The 25130-nt window shown below is 62.9% G+C and carries 22 protein-coding genes and 1 pseudogene; 10 read left to right on the forward strand and 13 right to left on the reverse strand.

The annotated features are described in order from the left end of the window. Positions 1-12: 12 nt before the first annotated feature. From ACK1U9_RS06350 to ACK1U9_RS06380, 7 genes are all read left to right on the forward strand, one after another. Complete coding sequence (locus tag ACK1U9_RS06350) at positions 13-1671, forward strand: Na/Pi cotransporter family protein (RefSeq protein ID WP_046616909.1); 1659 nt, start codon at positions 13-15, stop codon at positions 1669-1671. A 30-nt stretch (positions 1672-1701) separates the two neighbouring features. Then, positions 1702-3102 carry a M16 family metallopeptidase gene (locus ACK1U9_RS06355; RefSeq protein WP_085602003.1) on the forward strand — a complete coding sequence of 467 codons (1401 nt, stop codon included), beginning with the start codon at positions 1702-1704 and terminating at the stop codon, positions 3100-3102. Positions 3103-3231: 129 nt separating this feature from the next. Continuing rightward, positions 3232-4254, forward strand: coding sequence for a DUF5924 family protein (locus ACK1U9_RS06360; protein WP_046616911.1), 1023 nt, complete (start codon positions 3232-3234; stop codon positions 4252-4254). A 133-nt stretch (positions 4255-4387) separates the two neighbouring features. After that, a complete protein-coding gene (locus ACK1U9_RS06365) occupies positions 4388-5521 on the forward strand; it encodes an MlaE family lipid ABC transporter permease subunit (protein WP_153671594.1) in 1134 nt (377 codons plus the stop codon). Then, entirely contained in the window at positions 5518-6309 is a 792-nt protein-coding gene (locus ACK1U9_RS06370; protein WP_046616913.1) for an ABC transporter ATP-binding protein, read from the forward strand. The genes ACK1U9_RS06365 and ACK1U9_RS06370 overlap by 4 nt, the downstream gene beginning before the upstream one ends. Before the next feature lie 3 nt (positions 6310-6312). Beyond that, entirely contained in the window at positions 6313-7251 is a 939-nt protein-coding gene (locus ACK1U9_RS06375) for an MlaD family protein (RefSeq protein ID WP_135001863.1), read from the forward strand. After that, positions 7248-7865 carry an ABC-type transport auxiliary lipoprotein family protein gene (locus ACK1U9_RS06380; RefSeq protein ID WP_153671593.1) on the forward strand — a complete coding sequence of 206 codons (618 nt, stop codon included), beginning with the start codon at positions 7248-7250 and terminating at the stop codon, positions 7863-7865. Before ACK1U9_RS06375 ends, ACK1U9_RS06380 begins: the two co-directional genes overlap by 4 nt. Positions 7866-7891: 26 nt before the next feature. Here the strand turns inward: ACK1U9_RS06380 and ACK1U9_RS06385 are convergent, their stop codons facing one another. The 6 genes from ACK1U9_RS06385 to ACK1U9_RS06410 form a co-directional block, all read right to left on the reverse strand. Continuing rightward, positions 7892-9121, reverse strand: a complete 1230-nt coding sequence (locus ACK1U9_RS06385; RefSeq protein WP_046616916.1) for a nucleoside recognition domain-containing protein — start codon at positions 9119-9121, stop codon at positions 7892-7894. A gap of 238 nt (positions 9122-9359) precedes the next feature. Beyond that, positions 9360-10688, reverse strand: coding sequence for a glutamate/aspartate:proton symporter GltP (gene gltP, locus ACK1U9_RS06390; protein ID WP_025337235.1), 1329 nt, complete (start codon positions 10686-10688; stop codon positions 9360-9362). Positions 10689-11431: 743 nt separating this feature from the next. Next, positions 11432-11902, reverse strand: a complete 471-nt coding sequence (locus ACK1U9_RS06395; RefSeq protein WP_025337234.1) for an inhibitor of vertebrate lysozyme family protein — start codon at positions 11900-11902, stop codon at positions 11432-11434. A 2-nt stretch (positions 11903-11904) separates the two neighbouring features. Further along, complete coding sequence (locus ACK1U9_RS06400; RefSeq protein WP_003252966.1) at positions 11905-12066, reverse strand: DUF1328 domain-containing protein; 162 nt, start codon at positions 12064-12066, stop codon at positions 11905-11907. Positions 12067-12107: 41 nt separating this feature from the next. Continuing rightward, positions 12108-12398 carry a hypothetical protein gene (locus ACK1U9_RS06405; protein WP_046616917.1) on the reverse strand — a complete coding sequence of 97 codons (291 nt, stop codon included), beginning with the start codon at positions 12396-12398 and terminating at the stop codon, positions 12108-12110. 174 nt (positions 12399-12572) lie between these two features. Next, positions 12573-13394 carry a BON domain-containing protein gene (locus tag ACK1U9_RS06410; RefSeq protein ID WP_046616918.1) on the reverse strand — a complete coding sequence of 274 codons (822 nt, stop codon included), beginning with the start codon at positions 13392-13394 and terminating at the stop codon, positions 12573-12575. A 211-nt stretch (positions 13395-13605) separates the two neighbouring features. Here ACK1U9_RS06410 and algB point away from each other — a divergent pair, with 211 nt between their 5' ends. Next, positions 13606-14952 carry a sigma-54-dependent response regulator transcription factor AlgB gene (gene algB / locus ACK1U9_RS06415; RefSeq protein WP_046616919.1) on the forward strand — a complete coding sequence of 449 codons (1347 nt, stop codon included), beginning with the start codon at positions 13606-13608 and terminating at the stop codon, positions 14950-14952. After that, complete coding sequence (locus ACK1U9_RS06420; RefSeq protein WP_108481667.1) at positions 14949-16730, forward strand: KinB sensor domain-containing domain; 1782 nt, start codon at positions 14949-14951, stop codon at positions 16728-16730. Before algB ends, ACK1U9_RS06420 begins: the two co-directional genes overlap by 4 nt. Positions 16731-16777: 47 nt before the next feature. On the opposite strand, the gene ACK1U9_RS06425 is transcribed toward ACK1U9_RS06420, so the two are convergent. From ACK1U9_RS06425 to ACK1U9_RS06455, 7 genes and pseudogenes are all read right to left on the reverse strand, one after another. After that, positions 16778-18382: an EAL domain-containing protein gene (locus ACK1U9_RS06425; RefSeq protein WP_153671592.1), complete on the reverse strand. Its 1605-nt coding sequence runs from the start codon at positions 18380-18382 to the stop codon at positions 16778-16780. Between the two features lie 307 nt (positions 18383-18689). Next, positions 18690-19478 (reverse strand): N-acetylmuramoyl-L-alanine amidase, encoded by a 789-nt coding sequence (locus ACK1U9_RS06430; RefSeq protein ID WP_449109774.1) that lies wholly within the window; start codon positions 19476-19478, stop codon positions 18690-18692. Positions 19479-19558: 80 nt separating this feature from the next. Continuing rightward, positions 19559-21481 (reverse strand): GGDEF domain-containing protein, encoded by a 1923-nt coding sequence (locus tag ACK1U9_RS06435; RefSeq protein ID WP_153671591.1) that lies wholly within the window; start codon positions 21479-21481, stop codon positions 19559-19561. 27 nt (positions 21482-21508) lie between these two features. Next, a pseudogene (locus ACK1U9_RS06440) lies at positions 21509-22341 on the reverse strand (endonuclease/exonuclease/phosphatase family protein). A 34-nt stretch (positions 22342-22375) separates the two neighbouring features. Next, entirely contained in the window at positions 22376-23008 is a 633-nt protein-coding gene (dsbA, locus tag ACK1U9_RS06445; protein ID WP_046615267.1) for a thiol:disulfide interchange protein DsbA, read from the reverse strand. A 174-nt stretch (positions 23009-23182) separates the two neighbouring features. Next, entirely contained in the window at positions 23183-23800 is a 618-nt protein-coding gene (locus ACK1U9_RS06450; protein WP_003256951.1) for a c-type cytochrome, read from the reverse strand. Positions 23801-23831: 31 nt separating this feature from the next. Next, the gene (locus tag ACK1U9_RS06455) at positions 23832-24134 is read right to left on the reverse strand and encodes a c-type cytochrome (RefSeq protein WP_046615268.1); all 303 of its coding nucleotides are present in this window, start codon (positions 24132-24134) and stop codon (positions 23832-23834) included. Positions 24135-24335: 201 nt separating this feature from the next. Between ACK1U9_RS06455 and yihA the strand changes: the two genes are divergently transcribed. Further along, positions 24336-24968 carry a ribosome biogenesis GTP-binding protein YihA/YsxC gene (gene yihA / locus ACK1U9_RS06460; protein ID WP_449109775.1) on the forward strand — a complete coding sequence of 211 codons (633 nt, stop codon included), beginning with the start codon at positions 24336-24338 and terminating at the stop codon, positions 24966-24968. Positions 24969-25130 lie beyond the last annotated feature (162 nt).

A 25130-nucleotide genomic window follows, 5' to 3' on the forward strand; every position in this document is an offset into this window, starting at 1 on the left:
GGGGCCGTAGCCATGCTGACCCTGCTCAACCTGCTCTCGGCCGTTACGCTTCTGGTCTGGGGCACCCACATCGTGCGTACCGGCATCCTTCGGGTATTCGGCTCGAGCCTGCGGCGCATCATCAGCCAGAACATGAGCAAACGCCCGCTGGCGTTCGTCGCCGGCATTCTGGTCACGGCGATGGTGCAAAGCAGCAACGCCACCGCCATGCTGGTCACCTCGTTCGTCGGCCAGGGCCTGATGGCGATGACTCCCGCCTTGGCAATCATGCTCGGCGCCGACGTGGGTACCGCGCTGATGGCCCGGGTGCTGACCCTGGACCTGTCCTGGCTGTCGCCGCTGCTGATCTTCCTGGGTGTGATCTTCTTCCTCTCCCGCAAGCAGACGCGAGCCGGCCAGCTGGGCAGGGTAGGCATCGGGCTTGGCCTGATCATTCTGGCATTGGAGCTGATCGTGCAGGCAGCTACGCCGATTACCCACGCCCAGGGCGTGAAGGTGCTGTTTGCCTCCCTGACCGGCGACATCATGCTCGACGCCCTGGTCGGCGCGCTGTTCGCCATGATTTCCTATTCCAGCCTGGCGGCCGTGCTGCTCACCGCAACGCTGGCCGGTGCCGAAGTGATCAGCCTGCCGGTGGCCATCGGTCTGGTGGTGGGGGCCAACATCGGCAGCGGATTGCTGGCTTTCATCAGCACCAGCATGCAAAACGCCGCCGGGCGCCGGGTGGCTCTGGGCAGCCTGCTGTACAAGTTGATCGGCCTGCTGCTGATCATCCCCGTGCTGCACCCGCTGGTGGGGTGGATGGACTCACTGAGCTTCAGCGCACAGGAGCTGGTCATTGGCTTCCACCTGCTCTACAACACGTTGCGTTGCCTGATCATGCTGCCCACAGTCAAACCCATGGGCCGGCTGTGCAACACTCTGCTGCCCGAGCGAGAAAACGGCAACGGCCAGATTCGCCCGCGCCATCTCGACACCTCGGCGCTGGAAACACCCAGCCTGGCCCTGGCCAACGCCTCCCGCGAAACCCTGCGCCTGGGCGATATCGTCGACAGCCTGCTCGAAGCCATGCTAGGTGCCCTGCGCGGTACCCAGGCCGCATTGCCACAGCAGGTCCGCGCCTTGGGCGAGGACGCCGAAGCCTTGTACAGCGCGATCAAGCTGTACCTGGCGCAGATGTCGCGTGAAGACCTCAGCGAACAGGACAACCGCCGCTGGGCAGAAATCATCGAACTGGCAATCAACCTCAAGCTGGCCTGCGACCTGATCGAGCGCATGCTGCGCAAGGTCCAGCAGCAGAAAACCAGCCAGCGCCGGGAGTTTTCCCAGGTAGGGCTGGAAGAGCTGACCGGCTTGCAGGAACAACTGCTGGCCAACTTGCGCCTGGGCTTGTCGGTGTTCCTCAGCGCCGATCCGGAAAGCGCCCGCCTGCTGCTGCGGGAAAAACGCCGTTTTCGCGCCCAGGAACGGCGCCTTGCCCACGCCCATGTCAGCCGCTTGCAGCGTAAGGTAGTGCAAAGTATCGAGACCAGTTCGCTACACTTGGAGCTGATCGCCGACATGAAACGGTTGAACTCTTTGTTCTGTAGCAGTGCCTATGTGGTACTGGGCGGCTCGGACACGGGCGGGCTGATGCTCGACAGCGTGCCGGACGAAGCCCGTCTGCCGTGATTTCGCCTACCTGAGGACCCAAGCTCGCCCATGCGTTGCCTGATGTTCGTTTGCCTGCTGATCTGCAGCCTGCCCTCATTCGCCCTCGACCGCTCGCGGGTGGAAGGTTATCTGTTGCCCAACGGCCTGCAGGTCATCCTGAAAAACGGCTATGAACGCGACCATGTGGCGATTCGCCTGGTGGTCGGTGTCGGCCTGGATGACTTCAATTGCGAGCAGAAAGAGCTGCCGCACCTGCTCGAGCACCTGCTCTTCAGCGGCATCGACGAAACTGGCGAAGGCGGCCTGGAAGAGCGCCTGCAATCGCTGGGCGGCGAGTGGAACGCCTACACCAGCAGCGCCGACACCACCTTCGTGATCGAAGCCCCGGCACGCAACCAGCGCAAAATCCTGGACCTGCTGCTGGCGGTGATCCACGACACCCGCATCGATGCCAAGGCCCTGGCCACCGCCAAGCGCATCATCGAGCGCGAGGATGGCGGCCACTATGGCCACCTGCAGCGCTGGCTCGACCGCCAGGACATCGGCCACCCCGCCAGTGACCAGCTAGCCACCGAGCTGGGCCTGAAATGCCCGGAGCGCTCCAACCTCGAAGATATGACCCTGGAGCAGGTGAACACCTTGCGTGACCGCTGGTACGCGGCCAACAACATGACCCTGATCGTGGTCGGCGGCCTCGACCGCCTGCTGCCGGCTTACCTGGAGCGTACCTTTGGCGAACTGCCCGCCACCGAGCCGGAGGAGCGCCGCACCCTGGAAAGCATCGGCCAGCAAGCTGCACAGCGCCGCGACCTGACCCGCGGCTGGCTGGGCGACAGCGTCAAGCTGCACTGGCTGTTCGTCGAGCCGGTGCTGGACAACGACCACCAGGCCACCCTGGACCTGCTGTCGCACTACCTGGACTGGGCGCTGTACGACCAGCTTCGCCTGCGCAACGGGTTGTCCTATGGCCCTTCGGCAAAACGCGAGAGCTTCGGCGACACCGGCCTGCTAAGCCTCGATGCCGATCTGGAGCGCGAGGACATCGACCAAGCGGTCGAAGTGATGCAGAAGTTGTTCGACCACCTGCGCAAGGAAGGCCTCGACCCGGAGACCTTCGAGCGCATCAAGTACGCCAGCGTCGCCAAGGAAAGCTGGAGTACCCAGGGCAACAGTGCCTTGGCCGACTACTACTGGGGCGCGCTGAACGACTATAGCGACGGGCGCTTCGTCAACCCGGTGCGCAAGCTGCGCCAGGTCAGCCTGGCGCAGGCCAACGAGGCGCTGAAAGAACTGCTCAAGGAAGATGGCTATGTGCGTATCGAGAAACCATTGCTTGGCTATGATGAGCTCTATGGGCTGGTTGCCTTGTTGTTGGGGCTGATCCTGGCAGCGGGGTTGTTGCGCTGGCGTCGGCATGCTCCTGAAAAGCCGGGCGGTGCTACACGCTAGCAGTGAATCGGCGGTATCCTTTTGCCAGTACCGGCCAGTTCGCGGGTATCGCAACGCGGTCCCTTTGGGAGCGGGTTCACCCGCGAAGAGGCCGGCACAGCCACCATACCCTTTCTGTTGTAGCCCCCAATGCCCCAAATCCCCCACATCGTCCAGCGCATCATCGAACTGCTTAAACGCTACCCCGGCATCATCGCGCTCGGCGGTTTCCTCTCCGGGATTGGTAGCTTCATCCTTGTCGACCGCCAGGCTGGCCTGGCCAGCTGGATTGCTGTGCTCATGCTGGTCAGCTGGGTCTGGCTGATGCTGGAAAACACCCTCACCGGCCTGTTCGCGCGCACCTTCAACCGCGAAATACCGCAACCATTGCTGCGCTACGCGACGCAGATGATCCACCAGGAATCACTGTTCTTCGTACTGCCGTTCTTTTTCATCACCACCACCTGGAACAGCGGCCAACTGGTGTTTACCGGCCTGCTCGGTGCCGCCGGGCTGATTTCGATCATCGATCCGCTGTACTACAAGTGGCTGGCGCCGCGCCGCTGGCTGTTCCTGGCATTGCATACCCTGACCCTTTTCGCCGCCCTGCTGACCGCGCTGCCGATCATCCTGCACCTGACCACCGCGCAAAGCTTCAAGCTGGCCCTGATTGCAGCCATGGCACTGTCGTTCCCCAGCCTTGTCAGCAGCTTCCCGATCAACAACTGGCGCCGCGCTGTGGCCCTGGTGGTGGTCACCCTGTCGGTCGGCGCCGGGGGTTGGCTGCTGCGCTCCTGGGTGCCGCCAGCGACCCTGTGGATGACCGAAGTGGCGGTCAGCACCGAAGTGCTGAACCGCCAGCCGGGCGATTCGCTGCACGAAATTGCTGCCAGCCGCATCCGTAGCAGCGGCCTGTACGCCTACACCGCGATCAACGCGCCACGCGGCCTGAACGAGCGGATCTACCATGTGTGGCAAAAGGACGGCCAGGAAGTCGATCGCATTGCCTTGGACATCCACGGCGGGCGCAAGGAAGGCTACCGGGCCTGGACCCACAAGCAGAACTTCCCGCCGAACCCGGTGGGCAAGTGGCAGGTGAGGGTACTGACCGAAGATGGGCAGGTCATCGGCGTGCTGCGCTTCAAAGTGGTAGATGACGCGCCCACGGGGTGAGTGAAAAGGGCCGCTTGCCGGCGATGGGCTGCAAAGCAGCCCCCAAGGTCCGTGAAGACAGCACATAATCACCAAACAGCCCATGCCCGCTGCGCTATGATCAGCCCCTATGCCTTAGCGCCGAGTCAGTAGCATGGAGCCGATGACCACCCCCAGCGCCACCCTGGACACCAGTAGCCAACCGGCCTGTCTGCGCATTACCGGTGACTGGACCTTGGCGCATTACGCCAGCCTCAAACGTGAGAGCGAGCGCCTGCGCGCGCAATACGCTGCCGATACCATCGCCGACCTCAGCCAACTGGGCCGCCTGGACACCGCCGGCGCCTCGCTGCTGGCCGAACTGCTCGGCTCCGAACGCCTGTCGCGCTGCACCCACGGCCTGCCAGAAGCCAGCCGCGCCCTGCTCAAGAATGTCTACTGCTCGGTGCAGGACTACTGCATCCCGGTCAAGGAGCCCGAGCGGAACGTGCTGCTGTTGCTGCTGGAGCGCATCGGTTGCGCCGTCGGCACCTTGTGGCAAGACACCATGCAGGTGCTCGGCTTCGTTGGCCTGATCCTCGAAACCCTGCTGCGCCGCGCCCTGCAACCCCATCGCTGGCGCTTCACCCCGGTCGTGGCGCACATCGAACAAACCGGCCTGGACGCCGCGCCCATCGTCGCCCTGCTGACCTTTCTGGTGGGCGCGGTAGTGGCCTTCCTTGGCGCCACGGTGCTGGCCGATTTCGGCGCGACCGTCTTCACTGTCGACCTGGTGGCATTCTCGTTCCTGCGCGAGTTCGCCGTGCTGCTGACCGCCATCCTCATGGCCGGCCGCACTGCCAGCGCGTTCACCGCGCAGATCGGCTCGATGAAGGCCAACGAGGAAATCGATGCCATCCGCACCCTGGGTCTGAACCCCATGGAGATGCTGGTGGTGCCGCGCGTACTGGCGCTGTTGATTTCGCTGCCCTTGCTGACCTTCATCGCGATGTTCTGCGGTATCGTCGGCGGTGCGGTGGTGTGCGCGCTGTCACTGGACATCTCGCCAGCCATGTTTCTGTCGCTGCTGCAAAGCGACATCGGCGTGCAGCACTTCCTGGTCGGCCTGGCCAAGGCACCGTTCTTCGCCTTCCTGATCGCCGCCATCGGCTGCCTGGAAGGCTTCAAGGTCAGCGGCAGCGCCGAATCGGTGGGCGCGCACACCACCTCGGCGGTAGTGCAGTCGATATTCGTGGTCATCGTGCTGGATGCGGTGGCTGCACTGTTCTTCATGGAGATGGGCTGGTGAATGGCCAGGAACGCGTGATCGAGGCCCGCGGCATCTGCAACCGCTTCGGCCGCCAGAGCGTGCACGAAAACCTCGATCTCGACCTGTATCGCGGCGAGATCCTCGCCGTGGTCGGTGGGTCGGGCAGCGGCAAGTCGGTGCTGCTGCGTAGCATCATCGGCCTGCGACGGCCCGACGACGGGCAGATCAAGGTGCTAGGCCAGGACCTGGCCGGCCTGCGCGAAGAGCAGCGCTCCTTGGTCGAGCGACGCTTCGGCGTGCTGTTTCAGAAGGGCGCGCTGTTCTCTTCGCTGACCGTCACCGAAAACGTGGCGTTGCCGCTGATCGAGCACGCCGGGCTGTCCCGCGCCGATGCCGAGCACCTGGCCGGAGTGAAGCTGGCCCTGGCCGGGCTGCCAATCTCGGCCGCCGACAAGTACCCGGCCTCGCTGTCGGGGGGCATGATCAAGCGCGCCGCGCTGGCCCGTGCCTTGGCACTGGACCCGGACATCCTTTTCCTCGACGAGCCCACCGCTGGCCTGGACCCGATCGGCGCCGCCGCCTTCGACCAGTTGATCCTGACTCTGCGGGACGCTCTGGGCCTGTCGGTGTTCCTCATCACCCACGACCTCGACACCCTGTACACCATTACCGACCGCATCGCCGTGCTGTCGCAGAAGAAGGTCCTGGTGGCCGGCCCGCTGGCCGAGGTCGAGCAGACCGACGACGCATGGATTCAAGAATACTTTCATGGCCCACGCGGGCGTGCGGCCGAACAGGCCGCCACCCGTGCCGGGCAGGAGCGCTGAGCAATGGAAACCCGAGCCCATCACGTTCTTATCGGCCTGGTCACCGTCCTGGTGGTAGCCGGCGCCATGCTGTTCGGCCTGTGGCTGGCCAAGTCCAGTGTCGACGACGCCTTCAAGGACTACGAAGTGGTGTTCAACGAAGCCGTCTCCGGCCTGTCCCGCGGCAGCCCGGTGCAGTACAACGGCATCAAGGTGGGCGACGTGTCCACTCTGCGCCTGGACCCGAAAGATCCGCGCCGAGTACTGGCACGGGTGCGCCTGAGCGCCGACACCCCGGTGAAGGAAGACACCCAGGCCAAGCTGACCCTGGCCGGCGTGACCGGCAACTCGTTCATCCAGCTCAGCGGGGGCACCCCGCAAAGCCCCGAGCTGAAAGGCAAGGATGGCAAGCTGCCGGTGATCATCGCATCGCCCTCGCCAATCTCGCGCCTGCTCAATGACAGCAGCGACCTGGTGACCAACATCAACCTGCTGCTGCACAACGCCAACCAGATGTTTTCCGAGGACAACATCGGCCATCTCAGCAACACCCTGTCCAACCTCGACAAGACCACCGGCGCCTTCGCAGGCCAGCACGGCAGCATCACCCAGGCCATCGAGCAACTGGTCCAGGTGGGCAAGCAGGCCAGCGCCACCCTGACCGAAACCCAGGCACTGATGCGCAATGCCAACGGCCTGCTGGGCAGCGAAGGCAAGCAGGCCATCGGCAGTGCCGAGCAGGCCATGCAGTCACTGGCCGAGAGCACCGCCACCATCAACCGCCTGCTCGAGGACAACCGCGAAGCCATCGGCGACGGTGCCCAAGGCCTGAACCAACTGACCCCGGCAATTCGCGAGCTGCGCGAAACCCTCAACGCACTCAAAGGCATTTCCCGGCAATTGGAGGCCGACCCCAGCGGCTACCTGCTCGGCCGCGACAACAACAAGGAGTTCCAACCATGAAACCGTCGCTGCGCCTGCTGGCCCTGGCGGCCGCACTGAGCCTGGCCAGTGCCTGCTCCATCTTGCCGCAGAGCGAGCCCGTCGACCTGTACCGTCTTCCGGTGAACCAGCCCGGCCGGACGGCACCAGCGCTGGACTGGTCATTGCGCCTGAACAAGCCGCTGGCAAGCGAAGTGCTGGCCGGGCCACGGATTGCCGTGATTCCTCAGGGCGATGTGGTCAGTAGCTACAAGGGAGCGCGCTGGAGCGACGCGGTGCCGGTGCTGCTGCGCAACCGCCTGCTTGACGGTTTCCAGCGTGACGGCCAGGTGCAGCGCCTGAGCGCCGACGACAGCAACCTGCAGGCCGACTACGAGCTGGCTGGCGAGCTGCAGGCGTTCCAGACCGAATACCGCGCGGGCGGAGCAGTGGAGGTGGTAATCCGCTATGACGCACGCCTGGTCCAGGGCCGCAGCCAGCGCATTCTGGCCAGCAAACGCTTCGAAATCCGCCAGCCGCTGGCCGACAAACAGGTTTCAGCGGTGGTTGCCGGTTTCGGGAAGGCCTGCGACCAGCTGACCGAGCAGGTGGTGAGTTGGACCATTGCGCAATCAGCCAGCGTTCCCGCTCCCTGAAGCTCTGCCTGTTCTTTGCGGGAGCGTCAGGCGAAGAACCAGTAGCAGACGAAGATCGCCGCGATCACACCGGACAATTCGGCCAGCAATGCGCAACCGACAGCATGGCGCACGCGCTGGATACCCACCGCACCAAAGTACACTGCGAGCACGTAGAAGGTGGTTTCGGTACTCCCCTGAATCGTCGCCGCCACTAGCGCCGGGAAGCTGTCCACACCGTGGGCCTGCATGGTCTCGATCAGCATCGCCCGCGCCGCACTGCCGGAGAACGGCTTGACCAGCGCCGTGGGCAGGCCTTCGACGAAGCGGGTGTCCAGGCCCAGCCAGGTGACCGCATGGCGAATACCGCCCAGGGCCAGCTCCAGGGCGCCTGAGGCCCGCAGCACACCCACCGCCACCAGCATCGCTACCAGGTAAGGCAACAAGCCCTTGGCCACATCGAAGCCTTCCTTCGCGCCTTCGACAAAGGCTTCATACACCTTCACACGCTTCAAGGCGCCGGTCACCAGGAACAGCATGATCACGCCGAACAACGTGAGGTTGCCCAAGATCGACGACAGGCTGGCCAGCGCGGCCGCCGAAAGGGTGCCGAGAAAGGCCATGAAGCCGCCCAGCAGCAAGGCACCGGGGATGAGGTAGGCAAGCACTACCGGGTCCCACAGGCGCAGGCGCTGCATCACCGCCACCGACAGCAGGCCGACCAGTGTCGAAACGCTGGTAGCCAGCAGAATGGGCAGGAACACCATGGTCGGGTCCGCCGCGCCTTGTTGGGCCCGGTACATGAAGATGGTCACAGGCAGCAGGGTCAGCGACGAGGCGTTGAGCACCAGAAACAGGATCTGCGCGTTGCTCGCCGTGGTGCTGCTGGGGTTCAGCTCCTGCAGCGCGCGCATGGCCTTCAGGCCGATCGGGGTGGCGGCATTGTCCAGGCCCAGGCCGTTGGCGGCGAAGTTCATGGTGATCAGGCCCAGGGCCGGGTGGCCGGGCGGAACTTCCGGCATCAGCCGGGCAAACAGCGGACCGAGCACCTTGGCCAGCCACTCGACAATGCCAGCCTTCTCGGCAATCTTGAGAAAGCCCAGCCACAGGGTCAGCGTGCCGAACAGCAGCACCATAACCTCGACCGACAGCTTGGCCATGGCGAATATGCTCTCGACCATCGCCGCGAAAATGCCGGCGTTGCCGCCTACCAGCCATTGGGCCAGGGCGGACACTGCCGCCACCAGGAAAAAGCCAAGCCAAAGGCCGTTGAGCATCCGTGTGTTCCCCCTGAAAAATGCCCGAATAATAGCGTATCGGGGCGCATGGCTGGAGACCGCAGGCGAGGGCTGCGCCCTCGTATCGCGACACAAGGCCGCTCCCACAATGGCCGGCGTATAGCGAGCCCTGTGGGAGCGGCCTTGCGTCGCGAAAGGGCCGCAAAGCGGCCCCAAGATCTCACAGGCAACAAAAAGCCCCGACAAGTCGGGGCTCTTGGTCATGCAGCAGTCAGGCTCAGCGTTTGGCAGCTTCGCCAACCATGGCCGCTTCCTGCTTGCCGGCCATCAGCGAGGCGTAGTACTTCTCGCCCTTGGCGGCGTCGTACATACCCTCCCAGCGAGCGATGACCAGGGCTGCCAGGGCGTTACCCACAACGTTCAAGGCGGTACGGGCCATGTCCATGATGCGGTCGACACCGGCGATGAAGGCCAGGCCCTCCAGCGGGATGCCCACGCTGCCCAGGGTGGCCAGCAGCACCACGAAGGAAACACCCGGTACGCCAGCGATACCCTTGGAGGTGACCATCAGGGTCAGCACCAGCAGCAGCTGCTGGCTCCACGACAGGTCGATACCGTACAGCTGGGCAATGAAGATGGCCGCGATGCTCTGGTACAGGGTCGAGCCGTCGAGGTTGAACGAGTAGCCGGTCGGAACCACGAACGAACAGATCGACTTCGGTGCACCGTACTTCTCCATCTTCTCGATCACGCGCGGCAGCACGGTTTCCGAGCTGGAGGTGGAGTAGGCGAGGATCAACTCATCTTTCATGATGCGCATGATCTTGATCACCGAGAAGCCGAACAGGCGGGCAACCAGGCCCAGCACCATGAAGGCGAAGAAGGCGATGGCGAAGTACACCAGCAGCACCAGCTTGGCCAGCGGCAGCAGCGAGCTGAAACCGAAGTTGGCGACGGTCACGGCGATCAGGGCGAACACGCCGATAGGGGCGTAGTTCATGATCATGTGGGTGACCTTGAACATGGTCTCGGAAACCGCCTGGAAGGTACGCACCAGCGGGTCGCGCAGCTCCGCCTGCAGGCTCGACAGGCCCAGGCCGAACATCACCGAGAAGAAGATGATCGGTAGCATTTCGCCACGCATCAGCGCTGCGAAGATGTTCGACGGGATCAGGTTCAGCAAGGTTTCGATGAACGCGTGCTCATGCTGCACTTCGGCCGCGGTAGCCTGGTACTTGGAGATGTCCACGGTACCCAGGGTGCTCATGTCGATGCCGGCACCCGGGTGGAACAGGTTGGCCAACACCAGGCCCACGACGATGGCGATGGTGGTCACCACTTCGAAGTAGATGATGGTCTTCAGGCCGATGCTGCCCAGTTTCTTCGCGTCGCCAACCCCGGCGATACCCACGATCAGCGACGAAATCACGATCGGGACGACGATCATCTTGATCAGGCGAATGAAGATGTCACCAGCGGGCTGGAGGACGTTGCTGATCCACCATGCCTTTTCTGCACTGAAATGATTCAGTAGCGCGCCGATTGCAACACCCAGGACCAGACCGATGACGATCTGCCAGGCGAGGCTCAGTTTTGCCTTCTTCATGTCTTTACCCTTTGTTCTAGTGGTCATGGGCACCCAACGGAAACGCCCGTAACAGAGCCGTTGGCTAGGTCACGAGCAGAAGATGCTTCCGTCCGGCGACTTCATGTAAGGACACCGCAGGCGAGCGACAGGGCGCTCGGGCCGGCGAAAAAGGCGGCAACTATTGCGATGGCAAAGGGGGAAATCTAATGCCGGAAGCGCATAGCCCATACCGTTCATGCATAACATTTCTGACCAAAATGGGAGGTTCGCAAGTGCTTGATTTAGAACGTTCGGAATCCCGAACAAGACCAAACCGCCAAATTTAGGCAGATTTGGCAGGGTGAAAAGGACAGGAAAGATGGCTTGTTCGACAATCCGAATGGCTGAAATGGCACTTGAACAAGCGTAGTGCTGATCGAAAAAAAATTGATGTACGGTCAAGACAAAATGTGTCTTGGAGAGGAAATCGCGCAGGGAAGAGACGTTTCTTACATGGCTCCTCGGAAGTCAGGTCTGGACAGCGCCCTACGGCACCGCCGACCTGAAACTTCCGATTCCGCCTTTCCTGACCCGGCCCATTGCTGGAGGCACTCCCTGTACCCCTAGGCCACTCCGATCCTGCAACAATCAGAACAGCCCGGCCCCTTGGTCATGTGCAGCCCCTCCTCGGGGCAGCGCATCATAGAAGGCTGAACTATAGAAAGGTTCAGCTTCTATTACGTGACAGTGCATGACCTTTCATCCGTACCGGATACAAAAGCTCAGTACCAATTCGGGTCACGCTTGAGCTGCTCCTGCAGCATCGCCTTCATGCCGTCGTCCGGCTTACCCAGCCAGCGATATTGCGCGTGGCGGGTGGGCGACTTGTCGCTCGGCAAACCTTCGGGGACTTCCACGAGCATCCCGTAGGCATCGTCCTTGTCCCAGCTGAACGCCACGATCAGGCGCTTGTAGGTGCAGTTGTCCTGGCGTTCGCACAATGGGCCGACCAGATACTTGTCGCCGTCTTCGGTAACGGCGGACATCTGCTGCTGGGCGCTGCCGGTCAGATTGACCACCCAATCGGGCAGGCGTTCCTCTCCTTCGATCGTGTCCTGCCAGGTTTCCCGGTATTCCGGGTCCGAGCCGAGCAACTGGTCGACCCGGACCTGGCCGTCATTGGCCGCCATCGCCGCCGCACTGCCGCCCAGTAACAGGGCGGCAGCCAGGGATGTCCAACGCTTCCTGCCCATCTTCAACCTCGTCCACGTCCAAAGAAGAAGGAGGCTACGAACAGTACCAGGAAGACAATGAACAGAATCTTCGCGATACCGGTGGCAGCGCCCGCGATACCACCGAAGCCCAGTACGGCGGCGACAATGGCGATGATGAGGAAAGTGATAGCCCAACTCAGCATGGTGGTTCTCCTTTCTTTTTTGAAAACGGTACGGCCAGCGGTCAGAACACCCAGCGGTCCTGGGGTACAACATTTTCCACGGTGGCCGGTGACGCAGTGGCCTGACTGGCTGGCAGCGGGTCGGCGGCCTTGACCAAGGTATTGGCACGGGTTGCCTGAATCTGCGTCAACAGCGCGGTCTGCGCCGCCACTTGCTCGGCCAGGCGCGCGGTCTGCCAGCTGTAGTAGAAGAGGCCAGCGGCCAAGGTCAGCAACAGCGCCAGGCCGAGTGAAAGCACCTGGCGCAGGGGCATTGCAGCGCTCTGCAAGCGGTTGACGGATTGGCGGTTCATGCCGGCTCCTCCTGCTGTAATTCTTGTTCAAACCTGAACAGGTAATTGCAGCCTGCGTGCCAGCCTTTTGTATTAGATAAAATCCATTAAAATCAAATAGTTATGTAAATTACTCAAAGCCAGGGAGGACGTATCCTGCACGATGCCGCCCAGGCCGTCGTGCGAATTGCACGATCAGCCTTCGACCTTGGTCGCCACTTTGAGCAGGTCAGCATCCACCCCGCGCACACCGATGATCTGCCGGGCGATTTCCACGGCAATGGTTTTCTGCTCGCTACTGACCACTTCGCCGGAAAGCCGCACCAACCCCTCTTCGCTGGCCACTTTCAGGTTCAGGCCATCCAGGTTGCGGCTGAAGCGGTAGCTGTTCTGGATCTTGTCGATGATCCAACTGTCGCTCGGCTGCGGCCCGGTCGGCGTTCCCACCGGGGTTTCCCGGGCCTTGGCCATGGCAGCGGTATCGAGGCTGACCAGGTTGTTGACCAGGTGCACGCCCTCGGTGGTACGCGCCACCACGCCGGCCAGCTCCTTGGCCTCGGCACTGTCGACCTTGCCACGCAGGGTCACCACACCTTCGCTGCTCTGTACATCTATAGGCGCCTTCTCGGTGGTGCGGCTCCACAACAGCCGCGCACGGATCACCGCGGCCAGGGTTGCATCCTCCAGGCGCTGGGCGTAGGCACGCAGCGCCAGCGGGCGCTCCACCAGCTGGGCATTGACCCGCAGCTGATTGTCGACTTGCTCGATGCCACGGGTAGCCAGCGCCACATGCTCGGCCAGCTGGCGCTCGACGTCATTCTCCACCTCACCGGAAAGCCGCGCCTGCTTGCCGTCCACCTCGACCTGAATACGGAACGGGTCGAGCATGCGGTTCAGCGACAGGGCAGTTTGCAGGGCCCCCTCCAGGCGAGCGTCCTGCACCGGGCCGGCGAGGGCCGGGGTGAATATCGGCAGCAAGGTGGCTGCCAACATAGCGGTGCGAATGGAAAAGGACATGGCGGTGCCTCCTTTTGTAGAGCAAAGCTAAAAATCCTCGCAACCAATGTGCCACCGTGGACCTCTAACCAAATCATCGGGATATCGCGGCCTACAGGCGTCGATTGGCCATTGGCTAGCATGCAAAGGACAGGTTCCTTCACAATGGACCATGCAACTTGCCCGATTTTTCCCACACTAAATGAAGATCTTTCCTAAAGGAGCGCAGCACATGGAGTCAGCCCAGGACAACCAAGGCCGCATTCTGCTGGTGGATGACGAGTCCGCGATCCTGCGCACCTTCCGCTATTGCCTGGAGGACGAGGGCTATAGCGTGGCCACGGCCAACAGCGCCGCCCAGGCCGAAGCCCTGCTGCAGCGCCAGGTGTTCGACCTGTGCTTCCTTGATTTGCGCCTCGGCGAGGACAACGGCCTCGACGTGCTGGCGCAGATGCGTATCCAGGCCCCCTGGATGCGGGTGGTGATCGTCACCGCGCACTCGGCGATCGATACGGCAGTGGACGCGATCCAGGCCGGCGCCGCGGATTACCTGGTCAAGCCGTGCAGCCCCGACCAGCTGCGGCTGGCTACCTCCAAGCAATTGGAAGTACGCCAACTTTCCGCGCGCCTGGAGGCCCTGGAAGGTGAAATACGCAAACCCAAGGACGGCCTTGATTCGCACAGTCCGGCGATGATGGCGGTGCTGGAAACCGCCCGCCAGGTCGCTACCACCGATGCCAACATCCTCATCCTTGGCGAGTCGGGCACAGGTAAAGGTGAGCTGGCCCGGGCCATCCATGGCTGGAGCAAGCGCGCGCGCAAATCCTGCGTGACCATCAACTGCCCGTCACTGAACGCCGAGCTGATGGAAAGCGAGTTGTTCGGCCACACCCGCGGCGCCTTCACCGGCGCCAGCGAAAGCACCCTGGGGCGAGTCAGCCAGGCTGATGGGGGCACGCTATTCCTCGACGAAATCGGCGACTTCCCACTGACCTTGCAACCCAAACTGCTGCGCTTCATTCAGGACAAGGAATACGAGCGCGTCGGCGACCCGGTCACTCGTCGCGCCGATGTGCGTATCCTCGCCGCCACCAACCTCAACCTCGAAGAAATGGTGCGTGAGAGCCGCTTCCGCGAAGACCTGCTGTATCGCCTGAACGTCATCACCTTGCACCTGCCGCCGCTGCGCGAGCGCAGTGAAGACATCCTGACCCTGGCCGACCGCTTTCTCGCCCGCTTCGTCAAGGAATACTCCCGTCCTGCCCGCGGCTTCAGTGACGAAGCCCGTACGGCCCTGCTCAACTACCGCTGGCCCGGCAACATTCGCGAACTTCGCAACGTGGTGGAGCGTGCCAGCATCATCTGTCCGCAGGAGCGCGTGGAAATCAGCCACCTGGGCATGGGCGAGCAGCCTGCAGGCAATGCCCCGCGCGTTGGCGCCGCGCTGAGCCTGGATGAGCTGGAACGCGCCCACATTGGCGCGGTGCTGGCCGCCAGCGACACCCTTGACCAGGCTGCCAAGACCCTGGGAATCGATGCCTCCACCCTGTACCGCAAGCGCAAGCAGTACAACTTATGAGGTGGCCACCCATGAAGCTGCGCACGCGGCTTTTCCTCAGCATTTCGGCGCTGGTCACCGTAGCCCTGCTCGGGCTGCTGCTGGGCCTGGTCAGCGTGCTGCAGATGGCCACGGTGCAACAGCGACTGGTGCGCGATACCACCCACGCCCTGGAAATAGGGCTGAAGTTGCGCCAGAACCTTGGCGAACAGTTGACCTTGATCCTCGATGACGAGACCGCCCCGGAAAACCTGCGACTGCTGCAGGACAACTTCCAGACCCTGCTGAACCAGGGGCTGGACCAAGGTGGCGAGCGCACCGGCTTCAGCAAGGCCAGCAGCAATTACCAGGCCTTCCTTCAGGCCTACCGCGATAGCCCGGCGCCCTCGCGCAGCATGGGGGCTGAGCAGCCACTGGGAGCCGCGTTCAATCAGGTCCGCACCGACCTGATCGATTCCCACAGGCAGGCGCTGGATCACATCACCCGTAGCGAAGAACACACCCGCGACCACGCCCTGCTGGTCAGCGGCGTACTTGGCCTGATGGGCCTGGTGGTACTGGTACTGGGCTTTATCACCGCGCACAACATCGCCCGGCGCTTCGGCCAGCCGATCGAAGCCTTGGCATTAGCGGCCGACCAACTCGGCAAGGGCAATTTCGACGTCACCCTGCCGGTCACCCAAGCCACCGAACTGAACCAGCTTACCCGCCGCTTCGGCCTGATGGCCGATGCCTTGCGCAAGCACCAGGCCACCAACGTCGACGAACTGCTAGCCGGCCAGCAACGCTTGCAGGCCGTACTCGACAGCATTGACGATGGCCTGCTGATCATCGACCGCCAAGGCCGCCTGGAACACCTCAACCCGGTGGCGCAGCGCCAGCTGGGCTGGACCGATAGCCGCGCGGGCAGCAGCCTGGCTGAAGCTCTGCAGCGCCCGGAACTGGAACAGCAACTACGCCAGGTACTGCGCGGCGGCAACCTCGACCGGCAGCCGGACGACTTGAACATGGAGGTCGATGACGAAACGCGCCTGCTCGCCTACAGCCTGACGCCGGTCAGCCACCCGCAAGGGCCGATCCTTGGCGCGGTGATGGTGCTGCACGATGTAACCGAGCAGCGAGCCTTCGAACGCGTGCGTAGCGAATTCGTACTGCGCGCTTCCCATGAGCTGCGCACTCCGGTGACCGGCATGCACATGGCCTTCGGCCTGTTGCGCGAGCGGCTCAAGTTCCCGCCCGAGGCGCGCGAGCACGACCTGCTGGAAACCATCGGCGAGGAAATGCAGCGCCTGACCCAGTTGATCAACGATCTGCTCAACTTCAGCCGCTACCAGAGCGGGATGCAGAAGCTCGAGCTGGCTCCCTGCGCTATCGACGAGTTGCTGGAGCGTGCACAAAAGCGCTTTGCCGAGCCGGCAGCGAACAAGCAGATCGAGCTGATCACTGAACTGGAACCACCACTACCGCGTATCCAGGCCGACGTCGCCCAACTCGATCGGGTGCTGGACAACCTGTTGCACAACGCCATCCGTCATACCGCCAGCGGCGGGCGTATCCGCCTGCATGCACGGCGGCATGCGGAGCGGGTGATCATCAGCGTCGAGGACAACGGCGAGGGCATTGCCTATGGGCAACAGGGGCGCATCTTCGAGCCCTTCGTGCAGGTAGGGCGCAAGAAAGGCGGCGCAGGGCTGGGGCTGGCGTTGTGCAAGGAGATCGTGCAGTTGCATGGCGGACGCATGGGCGTGTTTTCCCGACCAGGGCAGGGGACCCAGTTTTACATGGCGCTGCCGGTCTGAATGTTGCCTGCCCTGGCTTGCCAGCGATGAGGCCGGTGCAGGATCACTCAATGCTCAACCCGCCGCGGCAGCCGTCCTCGGGTCACCAGTTCGGCAAACTGCCGGGCATTCAGTGGCCGGGCAAACAGCCAGCCCTGGCCATAATTGACTCCTTCGCTGTTCAGCAGCACCGCCTGGTCTTCACACTCGATGCCTTCGGCAATCACCCGCAGGTGCAAGTCGTGGGCCATGCGGATGATATGCGGGGCAACACCGCTGCTGGCGGCGTCATGCCCAAGGGCATCGATAAAGGCCTTGTCGATCTTCAGGCAGTCCACCGGCAGGGTCTGCAGGTAGGCCAGACTGCAATATCCCGTACCAAAGTCGTCGATCAGCACCTGGTGCCCCACCGCGCGCAACGCCTGCAGGTTGTCGCGCGCCACCACCACGTCGATCAGGCCGCGCTCGGTCACCTCGAATGCAATCTGACTCGCCGCCACCCGGTGCAGGGCGAGCAAGCGCGCCGCCACCCGGCCAATGCGCGGCACCATCACATCGCAAGCCGCCAGGTTCACCGAAATGTAAAGGTTGGGGTGCGAGCGCAACAGTTGCCCTAACTGTTCCAGCACACGCTGCAGAACAAAGTCGGTGATCTGGCGAATCTGCCCGGTGTTTTCCGCCAACGGGATGAACAGATCCGGGCTGGTCAGGGTGCCGTCCGGGCGGCGCCAGCGCACCAGGGCCTCGGCCCCGACACAGCGCCGGCTGTCGAGCTCGAAGATCGGCTGGTAGAGCACCTGCAGTTCGCCGCGGCGCAAGGCATTCTGCAATTCCGAGCTCATCGACCGCCTCTGCAGGATCAGTTGCAGCACCAGCCAGCCGATGCAGCAGGCCGCCAGCACACTGCCGGGGAACAGGAGCCAGAGCATGCCATTCATCCTCAACGGCAGGCTCGCCCGCGGGGCAATGAGCACCAACTGGTAGTCCGGCGACTTGGTTGGCATGCGGTAGATCAGGCGGTCGCTGAGCTCGAGCAGCGACTTGTGGCTGGTCGACCAGGCCGAGGGAGGTGGCCATACCTGCGGTGGGCCCAACACAGGGATGGCCCGGGCACCGTTGTCCAGCACCACGACAAGGCTGCCGCCCGGGGGCAGGTCGACCACATCGGTCAGGTGCCCACGAGAGGTGGATACCACGAACTTGCCCCTGCCCAGCATCAGTGCAGCCAGGTTCTCGTTCGGCTCGGTCGTGGTGTTCAGCCAGTAACTGTAGGTCGGCCCCTGGATGTCGGGAAGCCGCAAGGGTTCGAACGCCCGCTCATCACCGCGGTTCGAGCAGGCGATATCCCCATCCACGTATGCCGCTTCATAAATGAAGCGTGAACTCAGGCTTACCTGCTGCAATGCCGTCAGCATCGCCGGACTGCAGCCGCGCAAGGGCTGCGCCTGCAACAGGTCGACCCCTTCGCGCAACTGGCCGAACACCTGCTCGAGGCGCTCGAGAAAGCGTTCCCCTTGGGCGTTCATCTGTGCACTTTCGCTTTGCTTCATCTGTTGCAGGGCAATGCCGATGCTGGCAGAGAGCAACAGTGCAGCGCTGGCCAGCGCTGCCAATGTGGCCAGCATCCAGGGACGGTAAAAAATTTGGCGCAGCAAAGCGATGAAGGCTGGCATCGAGGGCATCCAGTTGATAACTAAGGTATAGCAACTGAATCAAGAATCACCTTCGCCGTTGGGCGTTTCGTTTGCTTGTTGAGAGATGACCATCTCCCAAGGCTGCGCTGTCGCGCAGAGAGTCGATTTGCAGGCGCTACACGGACTCTGTGGGAGCAAGCAGCAAACGCGGTGGCTGGCACCGCGTTGGATTCTTCGCGGCTAAAGCCGCTCCCACAGGGTACGAGGATCGCTTGCGAACTCAGTTATCTGTGCGACAGCGCAGCCCAAAGGGCTGGGCAATCCCCCACAGAGCCTCGCTGGCGGCTCAACGCATCCGGTTGAGTACCTGCAGCATCGCCGCCGTCTGCGCATCCGGCATGCCATCGAAGCGCTGCGGGCGGAAACGCATCTGGAACGCGGCGATCACATGGCGGGTGGCAACATCCAGTACCCCGGTCTGCTCGATCGCGTAGCCAAACCGTGCCAGCTCCTGCTGATACCAGCCAATACTTGGCGGGTTGACGCTGAAATAGGCTTGCTGCCGTGCCACGGCGTTGGCATCCGGCCAGACACCCAACCCGGCGTCGGCCAGGCGCTTCCATGGGAACAGCGGCCCTGGGTCAAGCTTGCGCAGCGGCGCGATATCGCTGTGACCAATGATGTGCCGTGGCTCGATGTTGTTGCGTTTGACGATGTCCTTGAGCAGCGCGATCAGCGACTGGACCTGCGCTTCGCTGTAGGGGTGCCAGACCCGGCCATTCGGCGTGTCCGTGAAGCCCGGATTGACGATTTCGATACCGATGGACGAGGAGTTCAGCCAAGTCCGACCTTGCCACTGGCTATCACCGGCATGCCAGGCGCGGCGGCTTTCATCCACCAGCTGGTACACCGTCGCCGGGCCATCACCAATCAGGTAGTGGCTGCTGACTTCGCCATGGGTCAGCAACGCCAGGGAACGCTCCAGCGAAGCATTGGTGTAGTGCAGGACAACGAACTGGATTCGGTTGTCCTGGTTGACCGAAGGGTGGCTACGGTCGATGCGCAGGCCTGTCGAGCAACCGGCAATAGCCACCAGCAGGAAGGAAATCAGGGTTGTTTTAAGCGTGGAAAGCACGTCAGTGGCCTCAGCGAATGAGCGCTACAGTATAACGTGCTCTCCAGGGGCCGTGCTTGCCGCGAGTCAGCGGCTGCCGGCTATGCCTGCTCGACCCGGTTGCGCCCCGACTCTTTGGCCCGGTAAAGCGCCGCATCGGCGCGCTTGAGCACTTGGTCACCGCGCTCGCCGGAACGGAATGCACCCAGGCCGATCGACGTGGTGATCACCACCCTTTCCCCCTTGAAGTGGAACGGGCACGCCTCGACTGTGGCCCGCAGCAGCTCGGCGATCTGGGCAGCGGCGGCCGGCGAGGTCTGCGGCAGCAGCAGGACAAACTCCTCGCCGCCAAACCGGGCAATGAAATCACGGCTACGCAGGCGCTTGCGCAACTGGTCGGCGACGATCTTGAGTACTTTGTCCCCAGCCAGGTGCCCATAGCTGTCGTTGATTCGCTTGAAATGGTCCAGGTCGAGGATCGCCATCGCCAGATGGCCGCCGTGCGCTTGCCATTCGAGCATTTCGCGCTCGACCCGCTCGCTCCAGGCCGCACGGTTGGGCAAGCCGGTGAGGGGGTCGAGCAAGGCCTTCTGGCGCTGCTCTTCAAGGTGCTCGCGGTAGCCGAGCGCCTCCTGCTCCATGTTCGCCACCCGCTCCGACAGCCCTTGCAGGCGCCCAGCCAGCTCCTGTTCGCGGCGATCACGCTCGTGCTTGTGCTCGTCCATGGTCACCAACAGGCCTTCCAGGCGGTTTTCCAGGATGTGCTTGAGGCTGTCGACATCGGCGGCACCTTGCACACTGCTCTGCAGCCCGTCGACATGCTCCCGCAGCTGGGTATCCAGCTCGCGGGCGGCCGAGCTGTTGTCGGCATGCCCGGCACTGGCCTCGTGCAGGTGACTCTGGAAACCTTCGAGGCGTTCGTTGAGCTGCTGCAGGTAGGTTTCGAATTCGTGCTGACCGCTGTCAGTGATGGCCAGCATGAGCACAGCCAGGTCATCCAGTACCGGGATCAGCTCATACCAGTTCAAGCCGCGGGCGACCCGTTCACGCATCTCGAGGGCTTGTGCCTTGTGTCGCTCCGGCAGGCTGAGGTCATCGAGCAGGCCGATCAGGGTGTGTTCGATGTGCTCGGCGACCTGACTGTAGGGCGGCTCTACCGCGTAGGGCAGGGCATAGGGGCCGTCCTCGCCGAAGGTTTCTTCGAGTGTTTGTACCAGTCCCGTTCCAGCCGGAGGCTCGCTTGCGACAACTTCCGGTGCCGGCACATCGTCCGGTAGCGGCGCTGGTGCCAGTTCAGCCGTTTCGATCAGGGCCGGGCCAGGAGTCTCCAATGGCGCTACGGGCGCCTCGACAACAGATGTTGAAGAGGCTGGCAGCGGCTGTAGCTCGTCCACATCGTCGGGCTGCAGAGCATCGACACTGGCCGGTGCCGCCGGGGGCTGCGCCTCGGCAACTGGCAAAGCCAGCGGCACAAGCGCTGGCTCGCTTTGCGCGTCACCTTCGCGGCTGCCGAACAAGCGCTGCAAGAAGCCGGGGCGGGCGTCCTCCGCCGACTTGCCCAAGGCTGACAGCGCACGGCCCTGCAAGCCGCTCAACTCGCCCAGCAACGGTGGCAGGTCGCGTGACTGAGCCACCCCGCCATCGAGCTTCTTCGCCAGTTTTTTCAGGGGCCGCGACACATCGTTCGGCAATGGCAGGCCTTGCAGTTGGTCGACCAACGCGGTCAGTGCATCGCTGACCTGGTTCATGCGGGCTTCGCGGCGCTGTTCGGAATCCAGCACCGCCTTCTCAAGACGCGGAATCAACCCGGCAAGGCCGGCGTCCATGTTGTCGCTGCGGATGACCTCGCGCATTTCCTTCATGCACTGGTCCACCACCTTGTCGCTGCCTTCGGCAGCCAGGGTGCTGCGTACCAGGCCGCGACACAGCAGGTCTAGACGTGCGTCCCAACGGCGCTCGAGCTTTTCCTGCTGCTCGATGCTTTTCAGGTATTTTTCTTTCCAGCGCTCAGCGTCTTCAGTCATGCCCGGGTCCGCAAACGGTGATGGCAATTAGCTCAGGACCGGCAGCGTATCCACAGTCAATGCATCAGGCAATCGAATCTCGACAGCAACGGGAAGGTGGTCGGAAATTGGTTGCGCCAGCACCTCGACGCGCTCCAGCGTGAGGCTTGAGCTGAGCAGGATGTGGTCAAGGCAACGCTGTGGGCGCCAGCTGGGGAAGGTGGCCTCGACTTGCGGGGCGATCAGGCCCAGATCGCGCAGCGGCGAGTGCTCCAGCAGGTCGGTTGCATGGGTATTCATGTCGCCCATCAGCACCTGGTGCCGGTAGCCGCCAATCAGCTCGCGAATGTAACCCAGCTGCAGGGCGCGGGTCTTGGCACCGAGGGCAAGGTGCATCATCACCACGATCAGCGCATCTTTACCCTCGCCAAAGCGCACCAGGATCGCACCACGCCCAGCCGGGCCGGGCAACGGGTGATCCTCGAGCAGTTGTGGCTTCAGGCGGCTGAGCACGCCATTGCTGTGCTGGGCAAAACGCCCAAGGTTGCGGTTGAGTTGCTGGTACCAGTAGGGGAAGGCGCCCAGGTGGGCAAGGTGCTCGACCTGGTTGACGTAGCCCGAGCGCAGGCTGCCGCCATCGGCCTCCTGCAGGGCCACCAGGTCGAAGTCGCCCAGCAGTTGGCCAATCTTCTGCAGGTTGCCTGCTCGCCCGTTGTGCGGCAGCAGGTGCTGCCAACTACGAGTCACGTAATGCCGATACCGCTCGGTGCTGATGCCCACCTGGATGTTGAAACTGAGCAGCCGCAGACGACCATCCTCGGGCAGGCCAGGCGCCTGCAGGTGATGCTCGTTGACCTGCGGCTGGTGCAGGCCAATGCCACGCGCGGTTCTGAAGCGGCGCATGGGTTACGCCGCTTACTTAGCGGCGCGCTCCTTGGCGATCAGTTGGTCGGCAACGTTCAGTACGCCTTCCGGCCCGCCGGCAGTACCCAGGTCGAAGCGGTACTTGCCGTTGACCACCATGCTCGGTACGCCGGTGATCTCGTACTTCTTCGCCAGTTCCTTGGCCTGGTTGACCTGGCCCTTGATGGCGAACGAGTTGAAGGTGGCGAGGAACTTGTCCTTGTCCACGCCTTGGGTGGCAAGGAAATCGGCCATGTCTTGCGGGTCGGTCAGGCGCTTGCGCTGGTTCTGGATGGCGTCGAACACTGCGGCGTGCACTTTCTGCTCGACGCCCATGGCTTCGAGGGTCAGGAACATCTGGCCGTGGGCATCCCACGCACCACCGAACATGGCCGGTACGCGCTTGAAGTTGACGTCCTTGGGCAGTTTTTCTACCCACGGGTTGATGGTCGGCTCGAAGTGGTAGCAGTGTGGGCAGCCGTACCAGAACAGCTCGACCACTTCGATCTTGCCAGGCACGGAAACCGGAACAGGGTTGCTCAGCTCGAGGTATTCCTTGCCGGCGGCAGGCTCGGCGGCCTGGATGGCAGTCATACCGAATACGCTGGCAGCGACCAGCGCGGCGCTGAGAATCAGTTTACGCATGCTTTACTCCTGGGCAGTCATTGGTCGCCACGACGCGACCTGCTCTGAGACAGGCCGGGAAGGGGCCGAGTTCTGTAGTGTAACGGCTGCGGACGGAAAAAAGGGCGGTCCGGCCGCCCTTTCATCATTGCCTTACAACATTAACTGAAGGTTAATGCGCTGCCTGTAATGGCCTTAGTGCAGGCCCTGGATGTAACTGGCCAACGCCTCGATGTCGTGGTTGCTCAGCTTGCCGGCGATGGTGCGCATGGTCATGGCATCGCCATCGTTGGTGCGGTTTCCTTCGCGGAAGTCGGTGAGCTGCTTGGTCACGTACTGCGCGTGCTGCCCGCCCAGGTGCGGGAAGCCGGCCAGGGCGATACCCGCGCCGTTCGGTGAGTGGCAGCCGGTGCAGGCAGGCATGCCTTTTTCCAGGTCACCGCCGTTGAACAGCGCCCGGCCACGTTCGACCAGCTTGGGATCGGCGGCGCCCACGCTGCCTTTCTGGCTGGAGAAGTAGGCGGCGATGTCGGCCAGGTCCTGGTCGCTGAATGCGGCCAGCATGCCGGTCATTTCCAGCACGGTACGCTTGCCCGACTTGATATCGTGCAGTTGCTTTTCAAGATAGCGCTGGCCTTGGCCGGCCAGTTTCGGGAAGTTCGGTGCCAGGCTGTTGCCGTCGGGGTTGTGGCAGGCGCCACAGACGGCCGTCTTGGCCTGGCCGGCGGCGGCATCGCCTTTGACGGGTTGCGCAGCAGTGGCCGCACCTGCGACACCCAGGGTCAACAGCAGACTCACGACTAGTTTGTTCATCAGCTAATCCAACACGGCTAAGGGTGAAATGTTATGTATCGGGACTGCCACTCATCCAAAGGATGACCAAACGGTAGTCCTCGGCACTGCAGTCCATGCACAATCCACGCGGCGGCATAGCCTTGAAACCCTGGGTCACGTGCTTCACCAGTACATCCATGCCTTGCGCCAGCCTTGGCTCCCATGCTGCCCGGTCACCCTGCCTGGGTGCCTGTGGCAACTGCCCGGCGTGACAGGCCGCACACGTGCGGTTGTACAACACCTCGGGATCCTGTGTAGCCTGTGCGCTGTAAAACGGCAGGAACATACCGACAGCAAGCAGCCATTTCGCCATGCGGAACGACCTTCAGGGTTGGGGGCCGCGCTGCGTTCTGTTGCGCGAGCTATTGTTCGACACCCCATGCCCGTTCTCCTTCTCTGGGAGAATGAGCACACAAAAACTGGGGCATTATATACTTCCGCCATCCAAACGGAAACGACACCGCTTGCCAGGCTCGGGCCTACAGAGTCAGGCAACACCCACATCGGATATCCCATGCAACTCAAGAACCCCATCCTCGGCCTCTGCCAGAAAGCCAAATTCGCCCTCAGCGCTGCCAAGGTCGAACAATGCCCGGACGACCAGGGTTACGAGGTGGCTTTCGCCGGCCGCTCCAACGCCGGCAAATCCAGCGCCCTCAACACCCTGACTCATGCCAGCCTGGCGCGCACCTCGAAAACCCCCGGGCGCACCCAGCTGTTGAATTTCTTCAGTCTGGACGATGAACGGCGTTTGGTCGACCTGCCAGGCTACGGTTATGCAAAAGTCCCTATTCCGCTCAAGCAGCACTGGCAGAAACACCTGGAAGCCTACCTTGGCAGCCGGGAGTGCCTGCGTGGCGTAATCCTGATGATGGACGTGCGCCACCCGATGACCGACTTCGACAAGATGATGCTCGATTGGGCAAAGGCCAGCAGCATGCCGATGCACATCCTGCTGACCAAGGCCGACAAGCTGACCCACGGTGCGGGCAAGAACACTCTGCTCAAGGTGCAGTCGGAAATCCGCAAGGGTTGGGGCGACGGCGTGACCATCCAGCTGTTCTCGGCGCCCAAGCGCCTGGGCGTGGAAGAGGCCTACCGAGTGCTAGCGGACTGGATGGAGCTGGAAGACAAGCCAGTCATTTGAAGGTTTGCTCAACCTGTGGGAGCGGGCATGCCCGCGAAGAATCCAGCGCGGAGCATGGCCTGGGCTTCGCCCAGGTTCGCGGGCGCGCCCGCTCCCACAGTGTTCCTTCACCAGACTCAGGGCAAATTCCGGGCAAAAAAAACCCCGGACTTCGTATGGGGA

Source organism: Pseudomonas sp. XP1 (genome assembly GCF_053557675.1).